Below are 22,067 nucleotides of genomic sequence, written 5' to 3' on the forward strand. Positions count from 1 at the left end.
GAATGAAAAGAGGGAATACTCATGAAAATTTTAGTAGTAGATGATGATCGCGAAATCGTTGAATTATTGACGATTTACTTAAAGAACGAAAATTATGAAATTGTAAAAGCCTATGACGGGAAACAAGCCCTTGAAAAATTAAAAATGTATCCAGATATCGATATGATTATCTTGGACATTATGATGCCACGCTTAGACGGAATCTCAGTGGTGCATGAAGTGCGTAAGGAAAATGCACAATTGCCAATTCTATTATTAAGCGCGAAATCAACAGATATCGATAAAATCCAAGGCTTAACAAATGGTGCCGACGACTACGTTACAAAACCATTTAACCCACTTGAAGTCATTGCGCGTGTGAAATCATTATTACGCCGTTCAACGATTACGCAAGAAGGCCCAGCTAACGAAGAAATTACGATTGGACCTTTAACGATTAAGAAAGAATCTCACCAAGTGACAACAACAGATGGCAAAGAAATCCAATTAACGGTATTAGAATTCGGAATTCTATACTTACTTGCGAGCCATCCAAACCGTGTATTTAGTGCAGATGAAATCTTCGAAACGGTATGGCAACAAGAAAGTATCGTTTCAACGAAAACAGTTATGGTACACGTAAGCCACCTTCGCGACAAGATTGCCGAAGCGACTGGCGGAGAAAAAGTCATTGAAACAGTATGGGGAGTAGGCTACAAGATTGAAGACAAATAATAAAAAAGTTCTTCACCTTCGAAAAGTCAAAAACGAACCGACACTCTTGACGCTCACGCCAAAGGAAGTCAGCGAACTCGTATTAGAAGGAATCGTGACGCTGTGTATTGTATTCCTTTTATACTTAGGAATTCTTGTGATGGTCAGCCAACTCATTAATGAGCCAGGGTTTATTTCTGTAGAATTCTCTGCTCGTGAAGTATGGCATATCGAGCGCGAGCAAATTGCGTTCTACAAAAATATCTTCACGATTACATCCGTCGTTTTTGCAGTGGCGTTTACTTATTGGCGTTTGATGCGAAGATACCAACAAATGCAGTTAAACCACATTTTGGAGGAGTTGCATTTAATCGCGGACGGACAGTATGACCGACGCATTCCGTTCCGTTTATCCGGAGACATGGGGCAAGTCGTAAACTCGATTAACCGCTTGGTCGATTCGACCGTGAATGCGCTAGAGGATGAACGTGCGATTGAGAAATCGAAGGATGAATTGATTACCAATGTATCGCACGATATTCGTACACCGCTGACATCGATTCTTGGATATCTTGGATTGATTGTTAATCAACCAAATGTTGAGAGTGCCGATGCGAAGCGTTATGCGGAAATCGCCTATTCGAAGGCGGAACAAATGAAATTACTCGTAGACGACTTATTCGAATATACGACAACTCGTCCAAACGGAGCACCGCTTAGACTTAATGATATTCCAATCGTGAATTTCTTAGAGCAAGTAGCAGCGGACTTCGAACTCGAGGCGCAAAAACGCAAGATGGCGATTGAAGTCTTGCCGAATAACCGCGATGTCGTGCTTGAACTCGATGCCGAGAAAATGGTGCGCGTGATTAATAATCTCTTATCGAATGCGATTAAATACGGCCACGAAGATTCTGTCATCACGATGGAAGTATTAAGAAATGATGGAGTCGTGACAATTGCCGTTCGAAACGCCGGAGATCCAATTTCGAAAGAAGTGTTGGAACAACTCTTTGCACGTTTCTACCGCGCAGAAGCATCCCGTTCTAAAGAAACAGGCGGAACAGGACTTGGTCTTGCGATTGCCGAGAACATTGTAAAATCACATGGCGGTATGATGTATGCTGAATCTGAAAATGGTCAAACAAGCTTCTATGTTTGCTTGCCAGAAGAAAACCAAGGTTCACTGAAACAATTTAAAGAAAAACTCAAATAACCAGAAGGAGGCAGAAATGCTTTCTGCTGGTTATTTTTATTCGCAAAAAGGCCCTAGAGTTGATACTATGGAAGGGACGTAATGGAGGGAAAACAATGAAATTAGCAACGTGGAATGTGAACGGAATTCGTTCTGTATTAAATAAAGGTGCTCTACAAGAGTACGTATTAGAAAGTAATCCAGATATTTTATGCCTACAAGAAACAAAGGCGCAACAAGAACAAGTGGAACTTGGCATGGAGTTTAGCGAGTATGATGTGTATTTCAACTCAGCTGTGAAAAAAGGCTATTCTGGAACGGCCATCTTCACCAAAGTAAAACCACTATCGGTAACATACGGCATCGGCATCGAAGAACATGACCAAGAGGGACGTGTGATTACAGCCGAATTCGAGAAATTTTACTTAGTAACGGTCTATACGCCAAATGCAAAACGCGACTTATCGCGTCTAGCGTACCGTCAAGTGTGGGAAGATGATTTTCTTGCATACATCAAGAAGCTAGAAGAGACAAAACCAGTGATTTTCTGTGGCGACTTGAACGTGGCGCATAAGGAAATCGACTTAGCAAATCCAAAGACAAATGTGAATAACGCCGGATTCACTAAAGAAGAACGTGCGAAATTCGACCAAGTTGTCGCAAACGGCTTAGTGGATGCGTTCCGCTACTTACATCCTGACACAGTTGGGGCGTATAGCTGGTGGAGCTACATGGGTGGCGCTCGTGCACGAAATATTGGATGGAGAATTGACTATTTTGTCGTATCCGAAGCACTCGCACCGCTTCTAAAAGAAGTCGACATTCGTAGCGATGTCACAGGAAGCGACCACTGTCCAGTGGAAATCGAAGTGAAACTGTAAGAACATTTGTTCGCGTGCAGAAAGTTTGATACAATAGAGGTATCGATTAAAAAAGAGGTATAGAAATGGCAAAAGACCATATTGTCGTGCATGGAGCACGATCTCATAATTTAAAAAATATTGATGTAAGCATTCCTCGTGACCAGTTTGTCGTGATTACAGGACTATCAGGGTCAGGGAAGAGCTCGCTTGCGTTTGATACATTATACGCAGAAGGGCAACGTCGTTATGTAGAGAGTCTATCTGCATACGCACGTCAATTTTTAGGGCAAATGGACAAACCAGACGTGGATAGTATCGATGGTTTGAGTCCAGCGATTGCCATCGATCAAAAAACAACGTCCCGTAATCCGCGTTCAACGGTCGGAACGGTAACGGAGATTAATGACTATCTACGTTTGCTATATGCGCGTGTGGGAAAACCTATCTGTCCAAATGACGGTACGCCGATTGAAAGCCAGTCCTTGGAACAAATGGTCAACCGCGTCATGGCGATGCCAGAGAAAACAAAGATTCAAGTGTTAGCACCGGTTGTCGTTCAGAAGAAAGGCGAGCATAAGAAAGTCTTCGAGAAGATTCAAAAAGACGGATATGTGCGTGTGCGCGTGGATGGCGAGATGCATGAAGTTACTGAAGAATTCAATCTCGAGAAGAATAAGAAGCATAATATTGAAATAGTCGTGGACCGTATCGTAGTGAATGATAAGAGTCGTTCTCGTCTATTCGATTCGATTGAAGCGGCCCTTCGTTTAGCGGAAGGCTATGCGATTGTCGATGTGATTGGTGGGGAAGAACATCTCTTCAGCGAACACCATTCTTGTCCGATTTGTGGATTTACGGTGGGCGAATTAGAGCCACGTCTCTTCTCGTTCAATGCGCCGTTTGGAGCGTGTCCGGAGTGTGATGGTCTAGGATCAAAACTCGAAGTCGACGTAGATTTAATCGTTCCAGATAAGAATTTAACGCTAGAAGAAGGAGCGCTTGTTCCTTGGAATCCAATTAGTTCGAATTATTATCCAACGATGCTGGAGCAATTTTGTAAACAGTTCAAGATTCCAATGAATATTCCATTCGAGAAACTGACGCAGTCGCAGAAGAATATGGTGTTATACGGTTCAGGAGATGCGACCTTTAAGTTCCATTATGAAAATGAATTTGGTGGCGTTCGTGATGTGGAAATTCCTTTTGAAGGAGTGGCCGTCAACGTAGAGCGCCGTTACCGTGAAACGAATAGTGATTTTACGCGTGAACAAATGCGCCAATATATGAACGAATCAGAATGTAAGAAGTGTCATGGATTCCGTTTAAATGAACAGGCCTTGTCTGTCAAAGTCGGAGGCAAACACATCAGTGAAGTGTTGGCACTGTCTGTAGATGATGAGATTGATTTCTTCAAAGACTTAAACTTATCCGAAACTGATGAGCAAATCGCAGCTCCAATCTTAAAAGAAGTAAGCTCTCGTTTGAAATTCTTACGCAATGTTGGCTTGCAATATTTAACATTGAGCCGTGCCGCTGGAACGTTGTCAGGGGGAGAAGCGCAACGAATTCGTTTAGCGACTCAAATCGGTTCAAATCTTTCAGGCGTCCTCTACATTTTAGACGAACCGTCGATTGGACTTCACCAACGCGACAATGACCGCTTAATCGAGTCATTGAAGAGCATGCGTGACCTTGGAAATACCTTAATTGTCGTAGAACATGACGAAGACACGATGCGTGCTGCGGACTACTTGATTGATATTGGTCCAGGTGCGGGTGAATTCGGTGGTGAGATTATCGCTGCAGGAACTCCAAAAGAAGTGGAGAAGAATAAGAAATCACTGACAGGGCAATATTTAGCCGGCAAGAAATACATTCCAGTCCCAGATGAACGCCGCAGGGAAGATAAGGGCTGGATCCATTTAGAAGGCGCTGCGGAAAACAACTTACGCGCTATCGATGTGGATGTGCCGCTCGGACGTTTCGTAGCCGTGACAGGGGTATCGGGTTCTGGTAAGAGCTCGCTTGTCAACAGCGTATTGAAGAAAGCCTTAGCGCGTGAGATTACCCGTACGAAGGAAAAACCAGGGAAGTTCAAGAGCATTTCTGGATTTGAGAGCCTCGATAAGATTATCGATATCGACCAAAGCCCAATCGGAAGAACCCCACGAAGCAATCCTGCGACGTATACGGGTGTATTTGATGATATTCGTGATTTATTTGCGACTACAAACGAAGCAAAAATCCGCGGATATAAGAAAGGCCGCTTCAGTTTCAACGTGAAGGGTGGACGATGCGAGTCTTGTAAAGGGGACGGGATTCTGAAAATCGAGATGCACTTCCTGCCAGACGTGTATGTGCCGTGTGAAGTCTGCCACGGAACGCGTTATAACTCTGAAACGCTCGAAGTGAAATACAAAGGAAAGAGTATCGCGGATATTCTTGAATTGACGGTCGAAGAAGCGGTGGAATTTTTCCAAGCCGTACCAAAAATCAAACGTAAATTACAAACAATTAAGGATGTCGGACTCGGCTACGTCACCCTTGGCCAATCTGCCACAACGCTCTCTGGAGGGGAAGCGCAACGGATGAAGTTGGCCAGCGAACTCCAACGTGTCTCAACAGGCAATACCTTCTATGTGCTTGATGAACCAACAACTGGTCTGCATACGGACGATATCGCACGTCTACTTGAAGTGTTGAATCGTTTAGTCGAAGCGGGCAATACTGTGCTTGTCATCGAGCATAACTTAGATGTGATTAAGACCGCTGACTATATCATTGATATGGGACCAGAAGGCGGTAGCGGTGGTGGACTTGTGATTGCGACAGGGACGCCTGAAGAAGTGGCGAAGGATAAAAATAGCCATACGGGTCGTTATTTAAAACGCGCCTTAGAAGCAGCCGCATCGCATAAAAAGAAGTAGAAATTTACGAGAAGAGATAGTTTGAAGAAGCCAGTTATGCTATACTCTACATAGATAATTTCTCAGGGGGAAACTTGAATGAACATGAAAGAATTAGTCGGCAAGAAAGCCGCAGAATATGTAGAAAGTGGAATGACGGTTGGTTTAGGAACGGGTTCGACAGCCTACTATTTTGTAGAAGAAATCGGTCGCCGCGTGAAAGAAGAAGGTCTTGAAATCGTGGGAGTAACGACTTCTTTAGCAACGAAGAAACAAGCAGAAGCGCTAGGAATTCCGTTGAAGAGCGTGGATGAAGTGGATTATATCGACGTAACGATTGACGGCGCAGACGAAATCGCTCCAGATTTTTCAGGAATCAAAGGGGGCGGCGGTGCGTTATTATTCGAAAAAATCGTTGCCGAACAATCAAAAAGTGTTATCTGGATTGTAGACGAATCAAAAATGGTCGACTACTTAGGTCGTTTCCCATTACCAGTGGAAGTGGTGCCGTATGGATCAGAACAATTATTTAAACGTTTTGAAGCTTTAGGATACAAACCAACATTCCGTGAACGTGACGGAGAACGCTACTTAACCGATAGCAAAAACTACATTATCGACTTGGATGTTTATCCAATTAAAGACCCAATCGCATTTGGAGAAAAAATCAAAGGCATGACAGGCGTGGTAGAGCAAGGTCTCTTCACAAACATGACGGATATCGTGCTTGTAGGAACTCCTGATGGGGTTGTCGTAAAACAATTCTAAAAAATAACCGCTTAGAGTCAGCATGGATGCGCGATTCTAAGCGGTTTTTGATTGGAGTAAACCGTGTCGAATTGCACACGGTTAATTTTAAAGGATGATGCACTTTTTCAATTTGTGTTCGAATATCAAGGCGGAGTGTGCTATACTAGTAAAGATTTAGTATTGAAAGGATCTGATAAAATGTCATCATTCATGGAAAAAAGAAAAGGATTGTTGTGTACATTTGCTATAGCGGTTGTCTCAGTGATGCTCGATAAGCTATTCCCAGTCATTGGGAGTGCGGTATTTGCTATTATTTTAGGGATGGTCTTGAACCAATTTTGGAAAATTCCAAGTGATTTTAGACCGGGGATCAATTATTCAGCGAAAAAATTATTACATTACTCCATTATCGCACTAGGATTTACAATGTCGTTTGCGCAGGTGAGCCAAACAGGTGCATCATCGTTCCCAGTGACGATTGTGACCATCTCGATTGCGTTTCTAACAGCGCTACTTGTAGGAAATTTCTTCAAATTGTCTCGTCCACTGAAGATTCTTGTTGGTTTCGGGACTGCGATTTGCGGGGGATCTGCGATTGCGGCAGCTTCACCGATTATTAGAGCAGAAGATGATGAAGTCGCGTTGTCAATTTCAACCATATTCCTATTCAACGTCATCGCGGTATTTCTCTTCCCATTCTTAGGACATATGATGGGCATGGACGCGTCGCAATTCGGACTTTTCGCAGGGACAGCGATTAACGATACATCAAGCGTGGTCGCAGCTGGCGCAAGTTACAGTGCAGAAGCGTTAGAAATCGCGACAATCGTGAAACTTACTCGTGCGTTGATGATTGTTCCAGCCTGCCTCGTATTATCATTTGTCGAAGCACGTCGCATGAAACAAGAAGGACAAAGCGTTCAATGGAAGAATATCGTGCCAATGTTTATCATTTGGTTCATGGTCGCTTCCATCATTACAAGTGTGGGCCTATTCCCAAATTTCCTTGTACCGTATGCAAAATTAGCGTCTAACTGGTTGATGGCGATGGCATTAGCAGGTATCGGTATGCAAGTATCCTTCCAACAATTCAAAGAAGCAGGGGCAAAACCAATCTTAACCGGTTTAGCTACTTGGTTTATGGTGACTGTCACTAGCTTAATCATGCAGTACTTCGTTTTATAGAAAGGACGCCGTATGAAAAGATTATTGGGACTCGGGTTTTGGATTAGTGCCTTGTACTTTATCTTATATACGAAAATTCCAGCGCTACAAGACTTCGTGAATACACCAGTAGGGCCGTATGTGCATGTCGTGATGGTTATTTTACTCATCGTGGGGATTTTCTTCTACGTACTGCGCATTATCCATTACTTATTTTTCCCATAGAAATAGAAAAGAGCTTAGGCATTGCCTAAGCTCTTTTTGCTTTTAACGTTGTGCAAGATGTTTCCAATCAATCCCGCGGGCATCACACCAGTTTTGGAGGCTTGGTGCGACCACGATAGGGGCTTGTTGGAGACTAGAAATACTATCTGCACCGACAAGTGTTAAGATCGTTGTCAGTTGCTCTTTCCATGTTTGAACCGTATGGATGGCGTCTGGAAGGGAGTCGTCTTTACGTACGAGATGCAACATTTCACCAGACAATCCGACAAGGCTGGCTCCTAGAGCGAAGCATTTGGCCATGTCGAGTGGCATCTTCACACCGCCGGAAGCGATGATTGGGGTGCGGCTTCCTTGGGCTTCCATGAGCGACGTCAAGGTCGTTTGTCCCCAGTCTTCTAGGAAATCGAGTTTGTCTTCCTTGCGTCGGCCGTTTTCGATTTTGGCGAAATTCGTACCGCCAGTACCGCTAATGTCGATAGCAGCAACTCCGATACTCTCTAGTTGCGCGATGGCTTCACGGCTAAATCCGAATCCGACTTCTTTTACGATAACGGGGACGGCACTCGCTTTGACGATATCTTCGATGTTTTTAAGCCAGTTGCTAAAGACGCGGTCTCCCTCTGGCATGACGAGTTCTTGTGCACGGTTGACGTGAATTTGAATCGCGTTTGCTTCGATGAGTTCGACAGCGCGTTTAGCAGCCTCAGCATCGTAATGCGCACCAAGGTTCGCGAACAGGATTCCATTTGGATTTTCCTGACGAATGACCTTGAAGCTTTGTGCACTTTCAGGAAATTTCATCGCAATACTCATCGAACCTGTCGCCATTGCCATGCCTGTTTCACGTGCCAAGATGGCTAAGCGCTGGTTTAACGCAGTCGTGAGTGGGCTACCACCCGTGATGGCGTTGATGAAAAAGGGAACATCGAAGGTGAGCCCAGCGAGATTTGTCTGCAATGTTACATCAGCCACATCCACGGTTGTGAAGGGATGATGCACGAAGCGCGTTTCCACAAACTCGGGAGCGCTCGTTGCACGGTATTGCTGGTTCGCATGCCCCACATGCTCGTCCTTTCGATTCATTTGTTGTTGAAATAAATCCATCATTAATCTCCTTTACCAGGCTTCTGCGATAGTAATCGGAAGCACTTGAATTTGAGCCTTGGCCCATTGCGTTTCAATTTGTTGTCGTTGTTGTTCGTTTTGTGTAAAGCAAATGCCGCAGTCACCGCCACCAGCGCCGGATGTTTTTGCGCAGGCACCGACTTGTTCTGCAAGGTCGCACAGCGTTTGTAGTGCGGGTGTTTCGATTTCTAGCTGCATTTCTCTGGCAAATTCATTTAAGAGTGCACGGTTAGCACGGATGCCATCTTGCAAGGCTGGAATGTCTTGATTGTTCCAAGCGTTTTGTAGGCCTTGAACGATGGCGTGACTCTTTTTGAGAAATTCTTTGTAAAATTCACTATCGGTTGCCACTTTGCGTTTCTTCTCAGTGGCTTGAATGAGTGAATCCGTGATAGCGACTTGTCCCGTCCATCCCACTAATAGGGTGAAGTTTGGGATTTCTGGAAGGCGCTCAATCGTGAGGTCTTTCCAGTCGGAATCGCAAATTCCTTTGATTGTTTGGCTTTGTAATTGTTCGAGTAATTCGCCTCGGTCCGGGCTTGTGTAATACACCATTCCTCCAAAAGAAGAGGCGGCGATATCTCCAAAGGATCCACGTTGGGATAAGCGGAGATTCGTTAACACACTCAGCTTATAGACGAGTAGAGATGTGCGTGGAGTCTTGTAGAAATCAAGAACGGCTTGAATCGTTGCGACTACAACGGCACCACTGGAACCAAGTCCGTATTTAATACCACGCTTAGCGTCATCAAGTTCACTTGTAATCGAAAGTGAGTAGAGGGCAAATGTTTTTTTGCCGGATTCGCGTACATACTGTTCTGCGACAAAAATCGCTTCTTCGACCAATTTGTAGGGATGGTCTTCCTTTGCATGGAACAATTCTCCTTTACGAATCCATTCCACAACGACGTCTGGATTTTGCGTAGAGGTTAAGGTTCCTACACTAGTAGCTTCGTCGATTGTGACGGTCAAGTAGCGAGACACGGATGCAACAATAGCGTCGTGACCTGGTTCGACAACTGCATATTCTCCGGCAATAAAGAGTTTACCGGGAGCTTTTGAAGTAATCGTCACGCGCTCACTTCCCTTCGAAAGACGCACGAGAAGCGTTCCATTCGTCTTCGGTCAACGTGCGAATGCCTTCCCCTGGGAGCGTAGGGATGAGTTTTTCACTCGGGAATACTTTGCCAAGCTCTTCCATAATCGCTGGAATATCACTCGCCTTGCAGATGACTTTGACGTTTGGCCCAGCATCCATCGTGAAGTAGGCTGGAATGCCTCGTTCTTCTCGAATCGTGCGAATCGTTTGTTGGGCGATAATACTCTCCGGTTCAAAATAACAGAATGGAGGGTTACTTGCTAGCATCGTAGCGTGCATTTTCATGCCGTTAAATTCCGCAATAGAGCCGATACGATGAATGTCGCGGTCCTTGATGGCCTCTTTGATGTCGGTTAAATCGGTCGCCGCTGAAGTGACCCAACTTTCGTAAAACGGAGAAGTAGAAACGGTCAGTTCCATGCCGGCGCGACTCGAAATTTTCTTCTCGGCTGCGCTCACGACGATAATAATCATCCCGATGTCAAAGTTCGCATTGTCGACAGGAATCGCCATACTGTTCTCGTTGGAGTCTCCCTTATTCCATTCAACAAATCCGCCAAAGAGACTACGAGTAGCACTGCCGCTTCCACGACGCGCGTAAGTCGATAGTTTTTGAGCAGGCATATTTAGGCCTGTCGCCTTGTTCATCGCACCTGCCAGTGCCGCAAAGGCGGAAGCAGAGCTCGCAAGGCCTGCAGCTGTCGGTACGAAGTTTAGGCTCTCGACACGAGCACGACGCGTATCTCCTGTTTCAGCGCGGAACAAGTCCAAAAAGCGCGTAATTTTAGCCGTTGCCGCTTCGTCTTGTTTGGCGCCATTAAGATAGAACTCGTCTTCAGTTAAGGCGTCTGTGAGTTCAACTTTTGTATCGGTATAAAAGGCTTCGAGGGTCAAAGAAAGGCTGCTATTCATCGGAATGAAGAGCTCCTTATTTTCCTTGCCCCAATATTTAATCAGTGCGATATTCGTATGCGCACGCGTGATTCCAATGTTCGATGTCATTTGGTATTCTCCTTTTTCGCCAGCGATTGAATCCAGACCGCCTGCGCTCCTTGTTTCATGAATTGTTCTTGTAAATGAAGGGCGGCTTCCTCGGTTTCAACGAGGGCAATCATGCATCCGCCAAGGCCACCACCTGTGACTTTTGCTCCAAGCGCGTTGTTTTGATGGGCCGTATCGACGAGTGTATCGATGACGTCATGCGACACGCCGAGTTGTTGGAGGCGCTCATGATTTTCACTCATCAGTTGCCCTAGTTTTTGAGGGTTTTGTTCTTTGATGGCCTCTTTCGTTTCATTCACGATAGCGCCAATCGATTGGACCGCATCCGAACCTGTTTCCTGTGTAGTAGGGTCGATGATGCGTTCTTGCAGGGTGCTTACATGTTGCACCGCTTGCTTTGTATTTCCAGTAACACCCGAATCGGCAATCACGAGGTACGCTGGCATATCGAGATGGAGCGTTTGTAGTTCTTGTTCTTTTTTGAAAAATACAGGACGCGTCCCACTCGTTGTCGCCGTATCGATGCCGCTCGGATTTCCATGCGAAATGGTTTCTGCGCCTTGAACGATGTCCCATAAGGTTTCTTCAGGAAGTGTCGCATCCAAGAAATCAAAAATGGCACGCACCACTGCAACGCTGACTGCAGCGCTGGAGCCCATTCCACGTTCTGCAGGAATCGTTGACTCAATCGAGAGCGTAAAAGTATGAGCCGTCACTTCTTTTGCAGAAGCACGTTTGAACGCTTCGCAAATCGCAAATTGTAGTCCTGCCATTGAAGTTGGCATCTCGTTTACGTCACCTGTATAAAGTTCACATTGAATCGTTTGGCCTATTTGTGCAGAGACGATATCCGCCTTCACGTAAACCGCGTCAATTGGCAGTGCAATCGCTGGTTCGTGGTACACAACGGCATGTTCACCGGCAAGAATAATCTTTCCATTTGCCAGGCCTGTTCCTGTTTGTGGTTTCATACGACAAATCCTTTCCTTAGTTTCACTTTTCATTCTACTAAATCCACGCCCTTACGTAAACAAACACGGCGATTTCATGGGAAAAACTTAAGATAATGAAAAATAGAAACCGTGTTCAACATGTGGTACAATTCAAGGATAGGACTCAGTAGCTGAAGGAGACGAATCCGTTGAAAGAAAACGAGACGTATTATCAAATTAAACGAGAAGAGTGGAGCCAGTACGAAGGCGCCCATCCATTCACAATGACGAGAGAAGAACTTGCGCACTTAACCTCATTAAATGACCGCATTTCCCTACAGGACGTGCAAGAAGTGTATGTGCCAATGCTCGATTATTTCGATTTATACTTTAAAAAACATATTGAATTACGTACGGAGGAACAGCAATTTCTTCATCAAACGAAGAAAACAGTACCGTTTATTATCGGGGTTTCTGGGAGTGTGGCCGTTGGGAAGAGTACGACAGCCCGTTTGATGCAAACGATGCTGCAACAACGCTACCCGGATAAGCGCGTGTTCCTAATGACAACGGACGGATTCTTATTACCGACGCAAGAGCTGATTAACCGCGGAATCTTGGATCGCAAAGGGTTCCCGGAAAGTTACGACATGGAAGCTCTCGTTCATTTCCTACTCGAAGTGAAGACGGGAAATCCAAGCGTGGATGCGCCAGTTTATTCGCATGAGATTTACGATATTGTGCCAGGGGAAGTGCAGACGATTGAGTCGCCTGACATCTTGATTGTTGAGGGGATTAATGTGTTGCAACTACCGCCAAATCGTGAAATTTACGTGAGTGATTTCTTCGACTGGTCGATTTTCGTAGATGCCGATGCAACGCTGATTGAGCAATGGTACTTAGAGCGTTTCGAATTGTTGATGGACCGTGCGAAATCACAGCCGGATAACTATTACTATCAATATGCGATTGGGGATCGTGCGGACGCGATTGCGATGGCGAAAGATGTGTGGCAGAAGACTAACCTGAAGAACCTTAAGGAGTACATCTTACCAACGAAAACCCGCGCCGACTTCATCCTACATAAAACAGTTGGACATCATATTGATTACGTGCAAATAAAGAAATATTAGGTATATCGATTACTTAAAATCCTTGCGGATTTTTTTATAATCACTGTAATGGGGCACCGGATTGAGCCTTCGTCTCAATCTCTACCAAGCTTCAAACTGACTCTACGGGTTTCACCCTAGAGTCAGTAATTCACATTGGTTGCTATCCCCCATTACTGCGATTATAAAATCCGCTCGGTTTTTCGTAATCGATTTATTTTTTTGCACAACATTGTGTGTGGCCTGTTTGTGTAGGTGAAGCGGTACGGGATTCTTAGTAAGAGTACGGGGAATCGTAAGAAAGAATACATCTGGAGTTAGTGCTGAAAATTTATTTTCTAATCCTTAAAAATTCTGTTTAAAACGCGGAATAGTAGTGGTAAAATGTAGGTGAAAAATTGTAGCTTGTAGTATGGTTTCTTTAACAATGAGGTGAGAACATGTACTTAAAAAGTGATCAAGATAAACGTCAAAAAATACCGACTGATGGAGTTGGGCCGTATCTCTGGGCGATTATACTTGCGATGAATTTGACTGGTTACCTGCTGAGTCAGTCAGTGCTCCAGAGTGGACTACTGAAGGGTGGGTTCAAAGATTTGTTTTACCTGATAGGCATTCTCTTAATGCTCGTTGCAGCGAGAATTCAGTGGCTCAGCGGGGTGAAATCAGGTGTTAGCACGAGCTTCCAAAGCAATGAACTCAAAACGACTGGAATTTACGCGCGCACACGCAATCCGATTTACTTTTCGTGGTGGATCTGTGGTATTGGAGCTATCCTCTGCGTGCATAATGTTTGGCTATTGCTTCTGATTCCAATTCAGTGGGTGATATTAACCGTTGTGATTCGAAATACCGAGGAAAAATGGCTATACGAACTGCACGGAGAAGCCTATAAGGACTATTGCGCGAGAGTAAATCGATGGATTCCGCTCAAGAAAATTTGATTTTAGAATCGCCAAGACAAAAGAATCAAGGTGAGAGCGATGGCGAAAAAAGATTCTTTAAAGCAACAAAAGTTCATGTCGTTTATGTTTAGAGGAAAAGAAATTTTCAAACCACTAAACACGGGCCATATTGACGAAAGAGTAAGTTGTATCCGGGAATATGTGGCCAACATTTACTTTTACACCAAAGACGGTTATACGATTATGATTGATGCAGGGTATAACTATGACAGGCTTTCCGAAAAAATGCGGTGGCTAGATATTCGTCCAGAAAGTATCAACGAGATTCTCATTACGCACCAAGATACGGACCACGTTGGAGCGATAGAAGTCGATGGCCAGGGGTTATTTAAAAATGCAAAAATCTATGTGGGTCGTGTCGAGAATGACTACTTGGAAGGCCGAGTTCGGCGAAAAGTATACTGGGGGCTCTATAAACTTCCGCAAGTGCATATCGAAAATGACAAAACATTGATAGAAGATGGGGAGATTTTCTATATTCACGATATTAAAATCGAAGCCTTCCTTGTGCCTGGTCATACGTGGGGACATTTAGTGTATTTAATCGATGATGCGTATTTGTTTACTGGAGACACGATTTGGTTTGGTGCGGACGGTGGTTATGCGTTTTTAAACACGCTCGCAGAAGATAGAAAATTACAAAGTGTATCGTTGAAACGACTAGAAGAAAAGCTCAAGAAGAGAAATCTTTCGCTAAAAATCATTACAGGTCATACCGGATGGACAGATGACTTTGAGTTTGCTTTTCGCCATGTGGATGAAATCTGCAATGCCTTGAAGCGTAAACCGAAAGTGCAAGACCCGAAAGCTCCGTATGATGGGTTCGATGAAAGTGACGATACCGAGGAAAAAGCAAGAACGGTAATTCTTGAAAAATGTTAAATGAATACAAACTCTAGCCAGTAGCATGTCTATTGGCTAGTTTTTTGTTACATCGTAAGAAAATCTGAAAATATTAGAAGATATCCGAATAAAATCTTTTATAATTATCAAAATTAAATTGAAAAAAGTAAGGTTTCAAGGATGAGTATTTGGTATAATGGCAATGAACTCAAAAAATGATTAGGGGTAGGATAAATGAATTTAAAGGAGCAACAAAAACAAGCAAAGGCATTCATTGAAAGATGGAAAGATAGAGGAAACGAACGACAAGATACACAATCATTCTGGTTAGATTTATTGCAATCAGTATATGGAATTGAAAAACCTTCTGAATATATTAAGTTTGAAGATACTGTAATGATGGACCATACAAGTTTTATGGATGGTTATATAGATGCTACCAAAGTTCTAATTGAACAAAAGGGAGCGAATAAGGATCTTTCGAAGGCGATTAAGCAATCAGACGGTTCGTTTTTAACGCCTTTTCAACAGGCAAAACGTTATTCGGCAAATTTACCTTATTCAAAACAACCACGTTGGATTATTACATGTAATTTCAAAGAGTTTTATGTCTATGATATGGAAAAACCTCATGGCGAACCAACCGTGATCCGACTAGAGGATTTAGAGAAAGAAGCCTATCGACTTGAATTTATAGTCGGTACAAGCGATGAGCATCTTGAACGTGAAATGGCCATTTCGATGGAAGCCGGAGAGATTGTTAGAGAAATTTATTCAGCACTACTAAAACAGTACAAACATCCAGATAATCCAGAAAGTCTCCATGCGATGAATCAACTAATCGTTCGTCTTGTTTTCTGCTTCTATGCAGAAGATGCGGGGATGTTTGGCAAGAAGACTATGTTCCACGATTATTTATCACGCTTCTCGAGTTGTGATTTCAGACGTGGATTGCTGGATTTATTTAATGTGTTAAATACACCAATCGATGAACGTGACCCTTATCTAGATGATGAATTATCTGCATTTCCGTATGTTAATGGAGGGATGTTTGCTGAAAATAATCTTGAAGTTCCACAGTTTACTGATGAACTACGCGAATCCATCTTAGAGCATGCATCTTCAAGCTTTGACTGGTCAGAAATTAGTCCTACAATTTTTGGAGCGGTATTCGAATCTACATTGAATCCGGAAACTCGACGTAGCGGTGGAATGCACTATACATCAATTGAGAATATCCATAAAGTGATTGATCCGTTGTTCTTAGATGCATTGAAAGAGGAATTAAATGAAATCAGACAAATTAAACAACCAGCTACCTTAAAGAAACGTGCTCAACAATTCCAAGAAAAACTTTCTCGATTGGTATTCTTTGATCCAGCTTGTGGTTCTGGGAACTTCTTAACTGAAACCTATTTGTCGCTAAGACGATTGGAAAATGAAGCTATTAAATTGTATGTAGGGGATACAGTACTTCTTGATGTTGGGTATGATTTAGTAAAAGTTAAAATCAGTCAGTTATACGGAATTGAGATTAATGATTTTGCGGTATCTGTAGCGAATGCTGCATTGTGGATTGCAGAGAGTCAAATGCTTGAAGAGACGTTGAGTATTGCATATTCGAATATGCAATTTCTTCCAATCAAATCCTATAGCAATATTGTGGAAGGAAATGCATTAAAACTTAATTGGGAGGAAATTGTTCCAAAAGAAAAATTGAGTTATATTATTGGTAATCCGCCATTTGTGGGGCATTCAATTCAAAATGAACAACAAAAGAAAGAAATAAGATCAATTTATGTTGATGAGAATGGAAAAGAGTATAATTTAGCAGGAAAAATCGATTATGTAGCTGGATGGTATTTCAAAGCAGCTAGTCTAATAAGTAATACAAATATAAAAGTTGCTTTTGTATCAACAAACTCAATTTGTCAAGGAGAGCAAGTGGTAGGGGTTTGGCAACCTTTGTATAAGAGGTTTGGAGTCAATATTGATTTTGCTTATCAAACTTTTAAATGGGGTAGTGAAGCGAAAGACAAAGCGGCTGTTCATTGTGTAATTGTTGGATTCAGCACAAATCATAATAATGAAAAAAAACAATTATTTAGTAGTACAGATAAACTAGATTTAGTTGATAATATTAATCCTTATTTATTATCTGGCAAAACGATATTTGTGGAATCAGTTAAAACTCCAATTTGCCCAGTCTCTCCAATGTATTTTGGAAGCAAGCCAACTGACGGAGGTTATTTTTTCCTAACGCCAGAAGAAAAACAAGTAATAGTAAGAAAAGAACCGCAATCAGAGAAATACATTCGTAAAGTGTTAGGTGCACAGGAATATATAAATAATGTTGAAAGATATTGCTTGTGGCTTGTGGGAATAACACCTTCGGAATTGAAAAGTAGCCCTATGATTTATGAAAGAGTGAAAAAAGTTAGAGAATTTAGATTGGCTAGTAAGGCAGAATCAACTAGAAAATTTGCTGATCGACCTACGGAATTCAAACAAAATGCACAGCCCAATAAACCGTATCTAATTGTTCCACGTGTTTCTTCCGAAAATAGAAGATATGTTCCAATTGGATACATAGATCCCGAAGTTATTGCTACTGATGCAACACAAATTATTCCTAATGCAACGCTTTATGAATTTGGTGTGATTACTTCTAATGTTCATATGGCATGGATGAGAACAGTCGCAGGAAGGCTCAAATCGGATTATAGGTATTCAAGTACAATAGTCTATAATACATTTCCATGGCCGAAAATTACCGAAGAGCAAAAAGAATATATTTCCAAAACGGCCCAGGGGATATTAGATGCTAGGGCGTTAGAATCAGAATCTTCTTTAGCTGATTTGTATAATGATGTAATAATACCAGTTGAATTACGTAAAGCACACCAAGCCAATGACATTGCTGTCATGAAGGCATATGGAATGATAAAAAAGGTAAATGGGAAAGACAAATTAATGAGTGAAACGGAGACAATATCTAAACTATTTGAGATGTATGAAGAGTTGACTTCAAAAAAATAAATTTTAATACTAGCCAGTAGTATATCTATTGGCTAGTTTTTTTGTTAAAAAGCAAAAAGTAGCATATATGCTACATTTTAAAAAATTAAAACACAATTTTTGGGCGTGATGTCAACAGTTAAAAACGTTGATGTGGCAATGTTTTTGAAGGTCGCATTAAGTAAGTGTACACTCTATATACTAATTTATATATCCGAATGAAAGCTTGGTGTGACGCGGAAAATGGGCCTAAAAAATCCGAACAAAAAATTCATTTTTTAAAAGTAATTTTCGTGCTTTTCTGTTACAATAAAAAAGGACTAAAACTAAGGAGGCCTCTTATGACAGCTCAAACCACTTCATTAGAAAAGATTATCGTGCTCGACTTCGGTAGTCAGTACAATCAGTTGATTACGCGCCGTATTCGTGAATTCGGTGTGTTCAGCGAGTTGCTACACAATGACATTACAGCCGAAGAAATTAAGGCACATGGCAACGTAAAAGGGATTATTTTCTCAGGGGGACCACATAGCGTTTATGCAGAGGATGCTTTTACCGTGGATCCTGCGATTTTTGAATTGGGAATTCCAGTGCTTGGGATTTGCTACGGGATGCAACTGACAACGCATCTGTTCGGCGGGAAGGTAGAATCGTCTACAACGCGTGAATATGGTTCTGCGAAAGTCGATGTCTTTAACACGACGTCAGGCATTTTCAAAGGGTTAGCTGAAGAGGAAGAGGTACTCATGAGCCACGGCGACCGTATTACTGCGATTCCGGAGGGGTTCAGCGTGACGGCTTCGAACGCGCACACGCCATTTGCGGCTTTTGAAAACCAAGAACGTCGCATTTACGGCGTACAGTTTCACCCAGAAGTGCGCCACAGTATTCACGGGAATGACATGCTTCGCAACTTCGTGTTCGATATTTGTGGAGCGACAGGCGACTGGTCGATGGACAGCTTTATTGAAATGGAAATTGCGAAAATTCGCGAAAAAGTGGGCCGTAAGAAAGTATTACTTGGTCTCTCAGGCGGGGTAGACTCAAGTGTCGTTGGGGTTCTCTTGCAAAAAGCAATCGGCGACCAACTCATCTGTATTTTCGTAGACCACGGCTTGCTTCGTAAAGGGGAAGGCGACCAAGTGATGGAGAGCCTTTCTGGTAAATTTGGCCTCAATATTATCCGCGTGAACGCTCAGGAACGTTTCCTATCGAAACTAAAAGGCGTAAGCGACCCTGAACAAAAACGGAAGATTATCGGAAATGAGTTCGTGTACGTATTCGATGACGAAGCGGCAAAACTCACAGACGTGGATTTCCTTGCGCAAGGAACGCTCTACACAGACATCATCGAATCCGGAACAAAAACAGCGCAAACCATCAAGTCTCACCATAACGTAGGGGGACTTCCAGAGGATATGCAATTCGAACTGATTGAACCGCTGAACACACTCTTCAAAGACGAAGTGCGCGCTCTAGGAACAGCGCTTGGCATGCCAGACTCAATCGTATGGCGCCAACCATTCCCAGGACCAGGACTTGGAATTCGTGTGCTTGGGGAAGTGACCGAAGACAAACTTGAAATCGTCCGCGAATCAGACGCCATCTTACGCGAAGAAATCGCCAAAAACGGCCTTGAACGTGACGTATGGCAATACTTCACGGTTCTTCCAGGTATCCGCAGCGTTGGGGTAATGGGAGACGGCAGAACGTACGACTACACGATTGGTATCCGTGCCGTAACAAGTATCGACGGTATGACGAGTGACTTCGCTCGCATCCCTTGGGAAGTCTTGCAAACCATCAGCGCCCGTATCGTAAATGAAGTAGCCCACGTCAACCGCGTCGTCTACGACATCACGAGCAAACCGCCGGCAACGATTGAGTGGGAATAATTAACGAAGTCTGAAGAATACAGTATTTATGCGGATTCTAAGGATTTTGAAAAGCGATTGAAGATTATAAGAGAATATATGAATCTGGTAGACGTGTAAATGTTCCGGAAAAGATAACAGAGTGTATAGCTTGCCCTAAATATAAAGGATGTATGACGGATTATGTTTGTCATACTGCACCTGTTGAGAATGCTGTTAATATTTTTAAATGTGGTTCGCTCCAAGCACTTACAAAATGGAGAGGTGTATCTTCTTCAGTGTTAAAAGAAGAAAATAGAAATGCTGCTAATGAACCTGAAGACTATTTTGATTATGTAATGTTTGCTTGGGGAAATAGCCAGGCCGGAGACAGACTAGTCATGGAAAGAAAAATGAAGCGTTTCCCTATTGAGGCAGATTTAAGTGTAGATTTCACTCCTGGAGTAAGGTTCTTCTTTAAGTATGATAAAATTGTTACTCATCCAAATGCGACATTTGAGGGCGTATTACCGCTAAAGATTAGGGAAGAAGTAATAATATCAGACTGGGTAAATACAATTATAATTCCATCTGCGGAAAAAGAAGCGTTTGAAGCAATCGTTCCATACGAGCTGAAGAGTAGGATATTTTATTTAGAAAATGATTGTAAGGATATCTGGAGCTGGGCAGAAAAGGTATATGAGTTTGTAAAGAACAGAGAACGCTGAAGAATATCTTTGAGCATTGCGTTTGTTGGGATGTGGTGAGGAAAATGGATACAGTTTTAAACTGTTTTGTAGAACAGTCAAAAGAAATACTAAAGGATAATCTGGTTGGAATATATCTACATGGTTCTGCAGTCATGGGATGTTATAATCCGGCAAAGAGCGATATAGATTTAATCATAGTGGTGAAGGATTCTATAGAGGATAGTGTTAAGAGAGTCTTTATGGACATGGTGGTTGAATTAAACGAAAAGGGACCGGCTAAAGGAATTGAAATGAGCGTTGTAAAACAAAGTGCTTGTAAGCCATTTGTTTATCCTACTCCCTTTGAGCTACATTTTTCTGTTGCACATCTTGATTGGTACGGAAAGAATCTTGATGATTATGTTTCGAAAATGAAGGGCGAGGATAAAGACCTTGCTGCACATTTTACAATCATAAATCATAGGGGCAAGTGTCTATATGGTGCTTCTATCAAAGATATTTTTGCTGACGTACCGGTACAGGATTACATTGACTCTATCTGGAATGATATTGCTGAAGCAGAAGAGGAAATCACAGATAATCCAATGTATATTATATTGAATCTGGCAAGAGTGCTTGCATATATTAAGGACGGGCTTGTCCTTTCCAAGAAAGAGGGCGGCGAATGGGCGTTGAACAATGTTCATGAAATATATCATAGTCTGATACAAGATGCCTTGATAGAATATGCAGAGGATAGAATTATATCTTATGATACGAATCTTGCAAGGGATTATGCCAAATATATGGTGGAAAAAATTGCAAGTGAAAAAGGCAAGTGTGATAACACTCAAGTGATAACAATTTGATAACATTAGCTGATACAGTCCGTGTGATATGGACAGCTGAAACCAAATGAAGTCAAATCGTAACAGAAAAACCTAACTAAAATGTTTAAGACACAGGTTTAGTTAGGGGAGTGCGAGTAGCAGAAGCAAATATGTTGCTGTTATGAAAGTGTTGAAATTTGTGGGAGATAAAAAGTATGGATATTATATACAAGAAGCAACGATTAGCACTTACACGATTTTGGGGCGACAATAGATTGTGTCTAAGGGCTACAGAACCGGAGCAAAAAGAAATGCCTAAAATGCAATTTGTTGGTGGGTATCCCAATGAATGGTACATATTTATTGATGATCTTACAGATGAAGAAAAAAGTGAGATTACAGATATTTATGGCAACTCTATTAGAATACAGGAATTTGATATATAAATCCCAGTTTTGGAACCTTCTGCAGAATGAAAAATTGAAGTTGCGGAGATGAATGAAATGAATCGTATCTTCAAATATCTTATTGCAAGTATAATTATGGGGATTACCGTATTTTTTGCCGTTTATTATACAAAAGGTGAATATAACTATATGGCGGTACTGATAGCGTTCATTCTTAACGTACCAATTTATTTCAGTAGGAAGAAAACCTAGTTTAGTAAGCTAGCTTTAAAAATAAGCAAAAATGAGACCGTAACGACTTCGTTACGGTCTTTTGATTTATAAAACAGAACCAATTTCGTACCAAATTTTTAAGAATAATGTTAACTCTAATCTAGTAATTCGCAAAAAGGCGCA

Annotated in this window: 19 protein-coding genes; 15 read left to right on the forward strand and 4 right to left on the reverse strand. The window is 42.4% G+C overall.

Features of this window, described 5'->3' with window-relative positions:
- The first annotated feature begins 21 nt into the window (after positions 1-21).
- From O3793_RS04680 to O3793_RS04710, 7 genes are all read left to right on the forward strand, one after another.
- Positions 22-714: a response regulator transcription factor gene (locus O3793_RS04680; protein ID WP_371446017.1), complete on the forward strand. Its 693-nt coding sequence runs from the start codon at positions 22-24 to the stop codon at positions 712-714.
- A complete protein-coding gene (locus O3793_RS04685) occupies positions 701-1,909 on the forward strand; it encodes a sensor histidine kinase (RefSeq protein ID WP_371446019.1) in 1,209 nt (402 codons plus the stop codon). The genes O3793_RS04680 and O3793_RS04685 overlap by 14 nt, the downstream gene beginning before the upstream one ends.
- A 95-nt stretch (positions 1,910-2,004) precedes the next feature.
- A complete protein-coding gene (locus O3793_RS04690) occupies positions 2,005-2,769 on the forward strand; it encodes an exodeoxyribonuclease III (RefSeq protein WP_371446020.1) in 765 nt (254 codons plus the stop codon).
- 65 nt (positions 2,770-2,834) lie between these two features.
- Positions 2,835-5,678 carry an excinuclease ABC subunit UvrA gene (gene uvrA / locus O3793_RS04695; RefSeq protein ID WP_371446022.1) on the forward strand — a complete coding sequence of 948 codons (2,844 nt, stop codon included), beginning with the start codon at positions 2,835-2,837 and terminating at the stop codon, positions 5,676-5,678.
- Between the two features lie 78 nt (positions 5,679-5,756).
- Entirely contained in the window at positions 5,757-6,425 is a 669-nt protein-coding gene (rpiA, locus tag O3793_RS04700; RefSeq protein ID WP_048783754.1) for a ribose-5-phosphate isomerase RpiA, read from the forward strand.
- A 180-nt stretch (positions 6,426-6,605) separates the two neighbouring features.
- Positions 6,606-7,592, forward strand: a complete 987-nt coding sequence (locus O3793_RS04705; RefSeq protein WP_285251933.1) for a YeiH family protein — start codon at positions 6,606-6,608, stop codon at positions 7,590-7,592.
- 12 nt (positions 7,593-7,604) lie between these two features.
- Complete coding sequence (locus tag O3793_RS04710; protein ID WP_371446025.1) at positions 7,605-7,796, forward strand: pyrimidine-nucleoside phosphorylase; 192 nt, start codon at positions 7,605-7,607, stop codon at positions 7,794-7,796.
- Between the two features lie 42 nt (positions 7,797-7,838).
- On the opposite strand, the gene fni is transcribed toward O3793_RS04710, so the two are convergent.
- The 4 genes from fni to mvk are packed head-to-tail and all read right to left on the reverse strand — an operon-like array spanning position 7,839 to position 11,993.
- The gene (fni, locus tag O3793_RS04715) at positions 7,839-8,903 is read right to left on the reverse strand and encodes a type 2 isopentenyl-diphosphate Delta-isomerase (protein ID WP_371446027.1); all 1,065 of its coding nucleotides are present in this window, start codon (positions 8,901-8,903) and stop codon (positions 7,839-7,841) included.
- A gap of 9 nt (positions 8,904-8,912) precedes the next feature.
- On the reverse strand, positions 8,913-10,022 hold the full coding sequence (locus tag O3793_RS04720) for a phosphomevalonate kinase (RefSeq protein WP_371446029.1): 1,110 nt from the start codon (positions 10,020-10,022) through the stop codon (positions 8,913-8,915).
- Positions 10,000-11,022, reverse strand: a complete 1,023-nt coding sequence (mvaD, locus tag O3793_RS04725) for a diphosphomevalonate decarboxylase (RefSeq protein WP_371446031.1) — start codon at positions 11,020-11,022, stop codon at positions 10,000-10,002. Before mvaD ends, O3793_RS04720 begins: the two co-directional genes overlap by 23 nt.
- Positions 11,019-11,993: a mevalonate kinase gene (gene mvk / locus O3793_RS04730; RefSeq protein ID WP_371446033.1), complete on the reverse strand. Its 975-nt coding sequence runs from the start codon at positions 11,991-11,993 to the stop codon at positions 11,019-11,021. The genes mvaD and mvk overlap by 4 nt, the downstream gene beginning before the upstream one ends.
- Before the next feature lie 170 nt (positions 11,994-12,163).
- On the opposite strand from mvk, the gene coaA reads away from it, so the two are divergent.
- The 8 genes from coaA to O3793_RS04770 all read left to right on the forward strand — a co-directional run bounded on the left by coaA (position 12,164) and on the right by O3793_RS04770 (position 21,710).
- A complete protein-coding gene (gene coaA / locus O3793_RS04735; RefSeq protein ID WP_371446035.1) occupies positions 12,164-13,087 on the forward strand; it encodes a type I pantothenate kinase in 924 nt (307 codons plus the stop codon).
- Between the two features lie 419 nt (positions 13,088-13,506).
- Positions 13,507-14,010, forward strand: coding sequence for an isoprenylcysteine carboxylmethyltransferase family protein (locus O3793_RS04740; RefSeq protein ID WP_371446036.1), 504 nt, complete (start codon positions 13,507-13,509; stop codon positions 14,008-14,010).
- Between the two features lie 39 nt (positions 14,011-14,049).
- Positions 14,050-14,913 carry an MBL fold metallo-hydrolase gene (locus O3793_RS04745; protein WP_371446037.1) on the forward strand — a complete coding sequence of 288 codons (864 nt, stop codon included), beginning with the start codon at positions 14,050-14,052 and terminating at the stop codon, positions 14,911-14,913.
- Between the two features lie 195 nt (positions 14,914-15,108).
- Positions 15,109-17,913 carry a DNA methyltransferase gene (locus O3793_RS04750; protein ID WP_371446039.1) on the forward strand — a complete coding sequence of 935 codons (2,805 nt, stop codon included), beginning with the start codon at positions 15,109-15,111 and terminating at the stop codon, positions 17,911-17,913.
- 320 nt (positions 17,914-18,233) lie between these two features.
- Entirely contained in the window at positions 18,234-19,787 is a 1,554-nt protein-coding gene (gene guaA / locus O3793_RS04755) for a glutamine-hydrolyzing GMP synthase (RefSeq protein WP_371446041.1), read from the forward strand.
- Between the two features lie 152 nt (positions 19,788-19,939).
- Complete coding sequence (locus O3793_RS04760) at positions 19,940-20,473, forward strand: hypothetical protein (protein WP_371446043.1); 534 nt, start codon at positions 19,940-19,942, stop codon at positions 20,471-20,473.
- A gap of 44 nt (positions 20,474-20,517) precedes the next feature.
- Complete coding sequence (locus O3793_RS04765) at positions 20,518-21,303, forward strand: aminoglycoside adenylyltransferase domain-containing protein (protein WP_371446044.1); 786 nt, start codon at positions 20,518-20,520, stop codon at positions 21,301-21,303.
- A 176-nt stretch (positions 21,304-21,479) separates the two neighbouring features.
- Positions 21,480-21,710, forward strand: a complete 231-nt coding sequence (locus tag O3793_RS04770; protein WP_371446046.1) for a hypothetical protein — start codon at positions 21,480-21,482, stop codon at positions 21,708-21,710.
- Positions 21,711-22,067: the final 357 nt, after the last annotated feature.

The sequence above is a fragment of the Granulicatella sp. 20925_1_28 genome, assembly GCF_041433575.1.
Taxonomy (GTDB): Bacteria; Bacillota; Bacilli; order Lactobacillales; family Aerococcaceae; genus Granulicatella.

Bases quoted from the DNA above. Each gene is read 5' to 3' on its own strand.
- O3793_RS04690 (WP_371446020.1), top strand. From the start codon at position 2,005: ATGAAATTAGCAACGTGGAATGTGAACGGAATTCGTTCTGTATTAAAT.
- O3793_RS04760 (WP_371446043.1), top strand. From the start codon at position 19,940: ATGACGGATTATGTTTGTCATACTGCACCTGTTGAGAATGCTGTTAAT.
- O3793_RS04770 (WP_371446046.1), top strand. From the start codon at position 21,480: ATGGATATTATATACAAGAAGCAACGATTAGCACTTACACGATTTTGG.
- O3793_RS04705 (WP_285251933.1), top strand. From the start codon at position 6,606: ATGTCATCATTCATGGAAAAAAGAAAAGGATTGTTGTGTACATTTGCT.
- guaA (WP_371446041.1), top strand. From the start codon at position 18,234: ATGACAGCTCAAACCACTTCATTAGAAAAGATTATCGTGCTCGACTTC.
- fni (WP_371446027.1), bottom strand. From the start codon at position 8,903: ATGATGGATTTATTTCAACAACAAATGAATCGAAAGGACGAGCATGTG.
- O3793_RS04745 (WP_371446037.1), top strand. From the start codon at position 14,050: ATGGCGAAAAAAGATTCTTTAAAGCAACAAAAGTTCATGTCGTTTATG.
- mvaD (WP_371446031.1), bottom strand. From the start codon at position 11,022: ATGACATCGAACATTGGAATCACGCGTGCGCATACGAATATCGCACTG.
- mvk (WP_371446033.1), bottom strand. From the start codon at position 11,993: ATGAAACCACAAACAGGAACAGGCCTGGCAAATGGAAAGATTATTCTT.
- O3793_RS04740 (WP_371446036.1), top strand. From the start codon at position 13,507: ATGTACTTAAAAAGTGATCAAGATAAACGTCAAAAAATACCGACTGAT.
- O3793_RS04750 (WP_371446039.1), top strand. From the start codon at position 15,109: ATGAATTTAAAGGAGCAACAAAAACAAGCAAAGGCATTCATTGAAAGA.
- O3793_RS04710 (WP_371446025.1), top strand. From the start codon at position 7,605: ATGAAAAGATTATTGGGACTCGGGTTTTGGATTAGTGCCTTGTACTTT.
- O3793_RS04680 (WP_371446017.1), top strand. From the start codon at position 22: ATGAAAATTTTAGTAGTAGATGATGATCGCGAAATCGTTGAATTATTG.
- O3793_RS04765 (WP_371446044.1), top strand. From the start codon at position 20,518: ATGGATACAGTTTTAAACTGTTTTGTAGAACAGTCAAAAGAAATACTA.
- rpiA (WP_048783754.1), top strand. From the start codon at position 5,757: ATGAACATGAAAGAATTAGTCGGCAAGAAAGCCGCAGAATATGTAGAA.
- uvrA (WP_371446022.1), top strand. From the start codon at position 2,835: ATGGCAAAAGACCATATTGTCGTGCATGGAGCACGATCTCATAATTTA.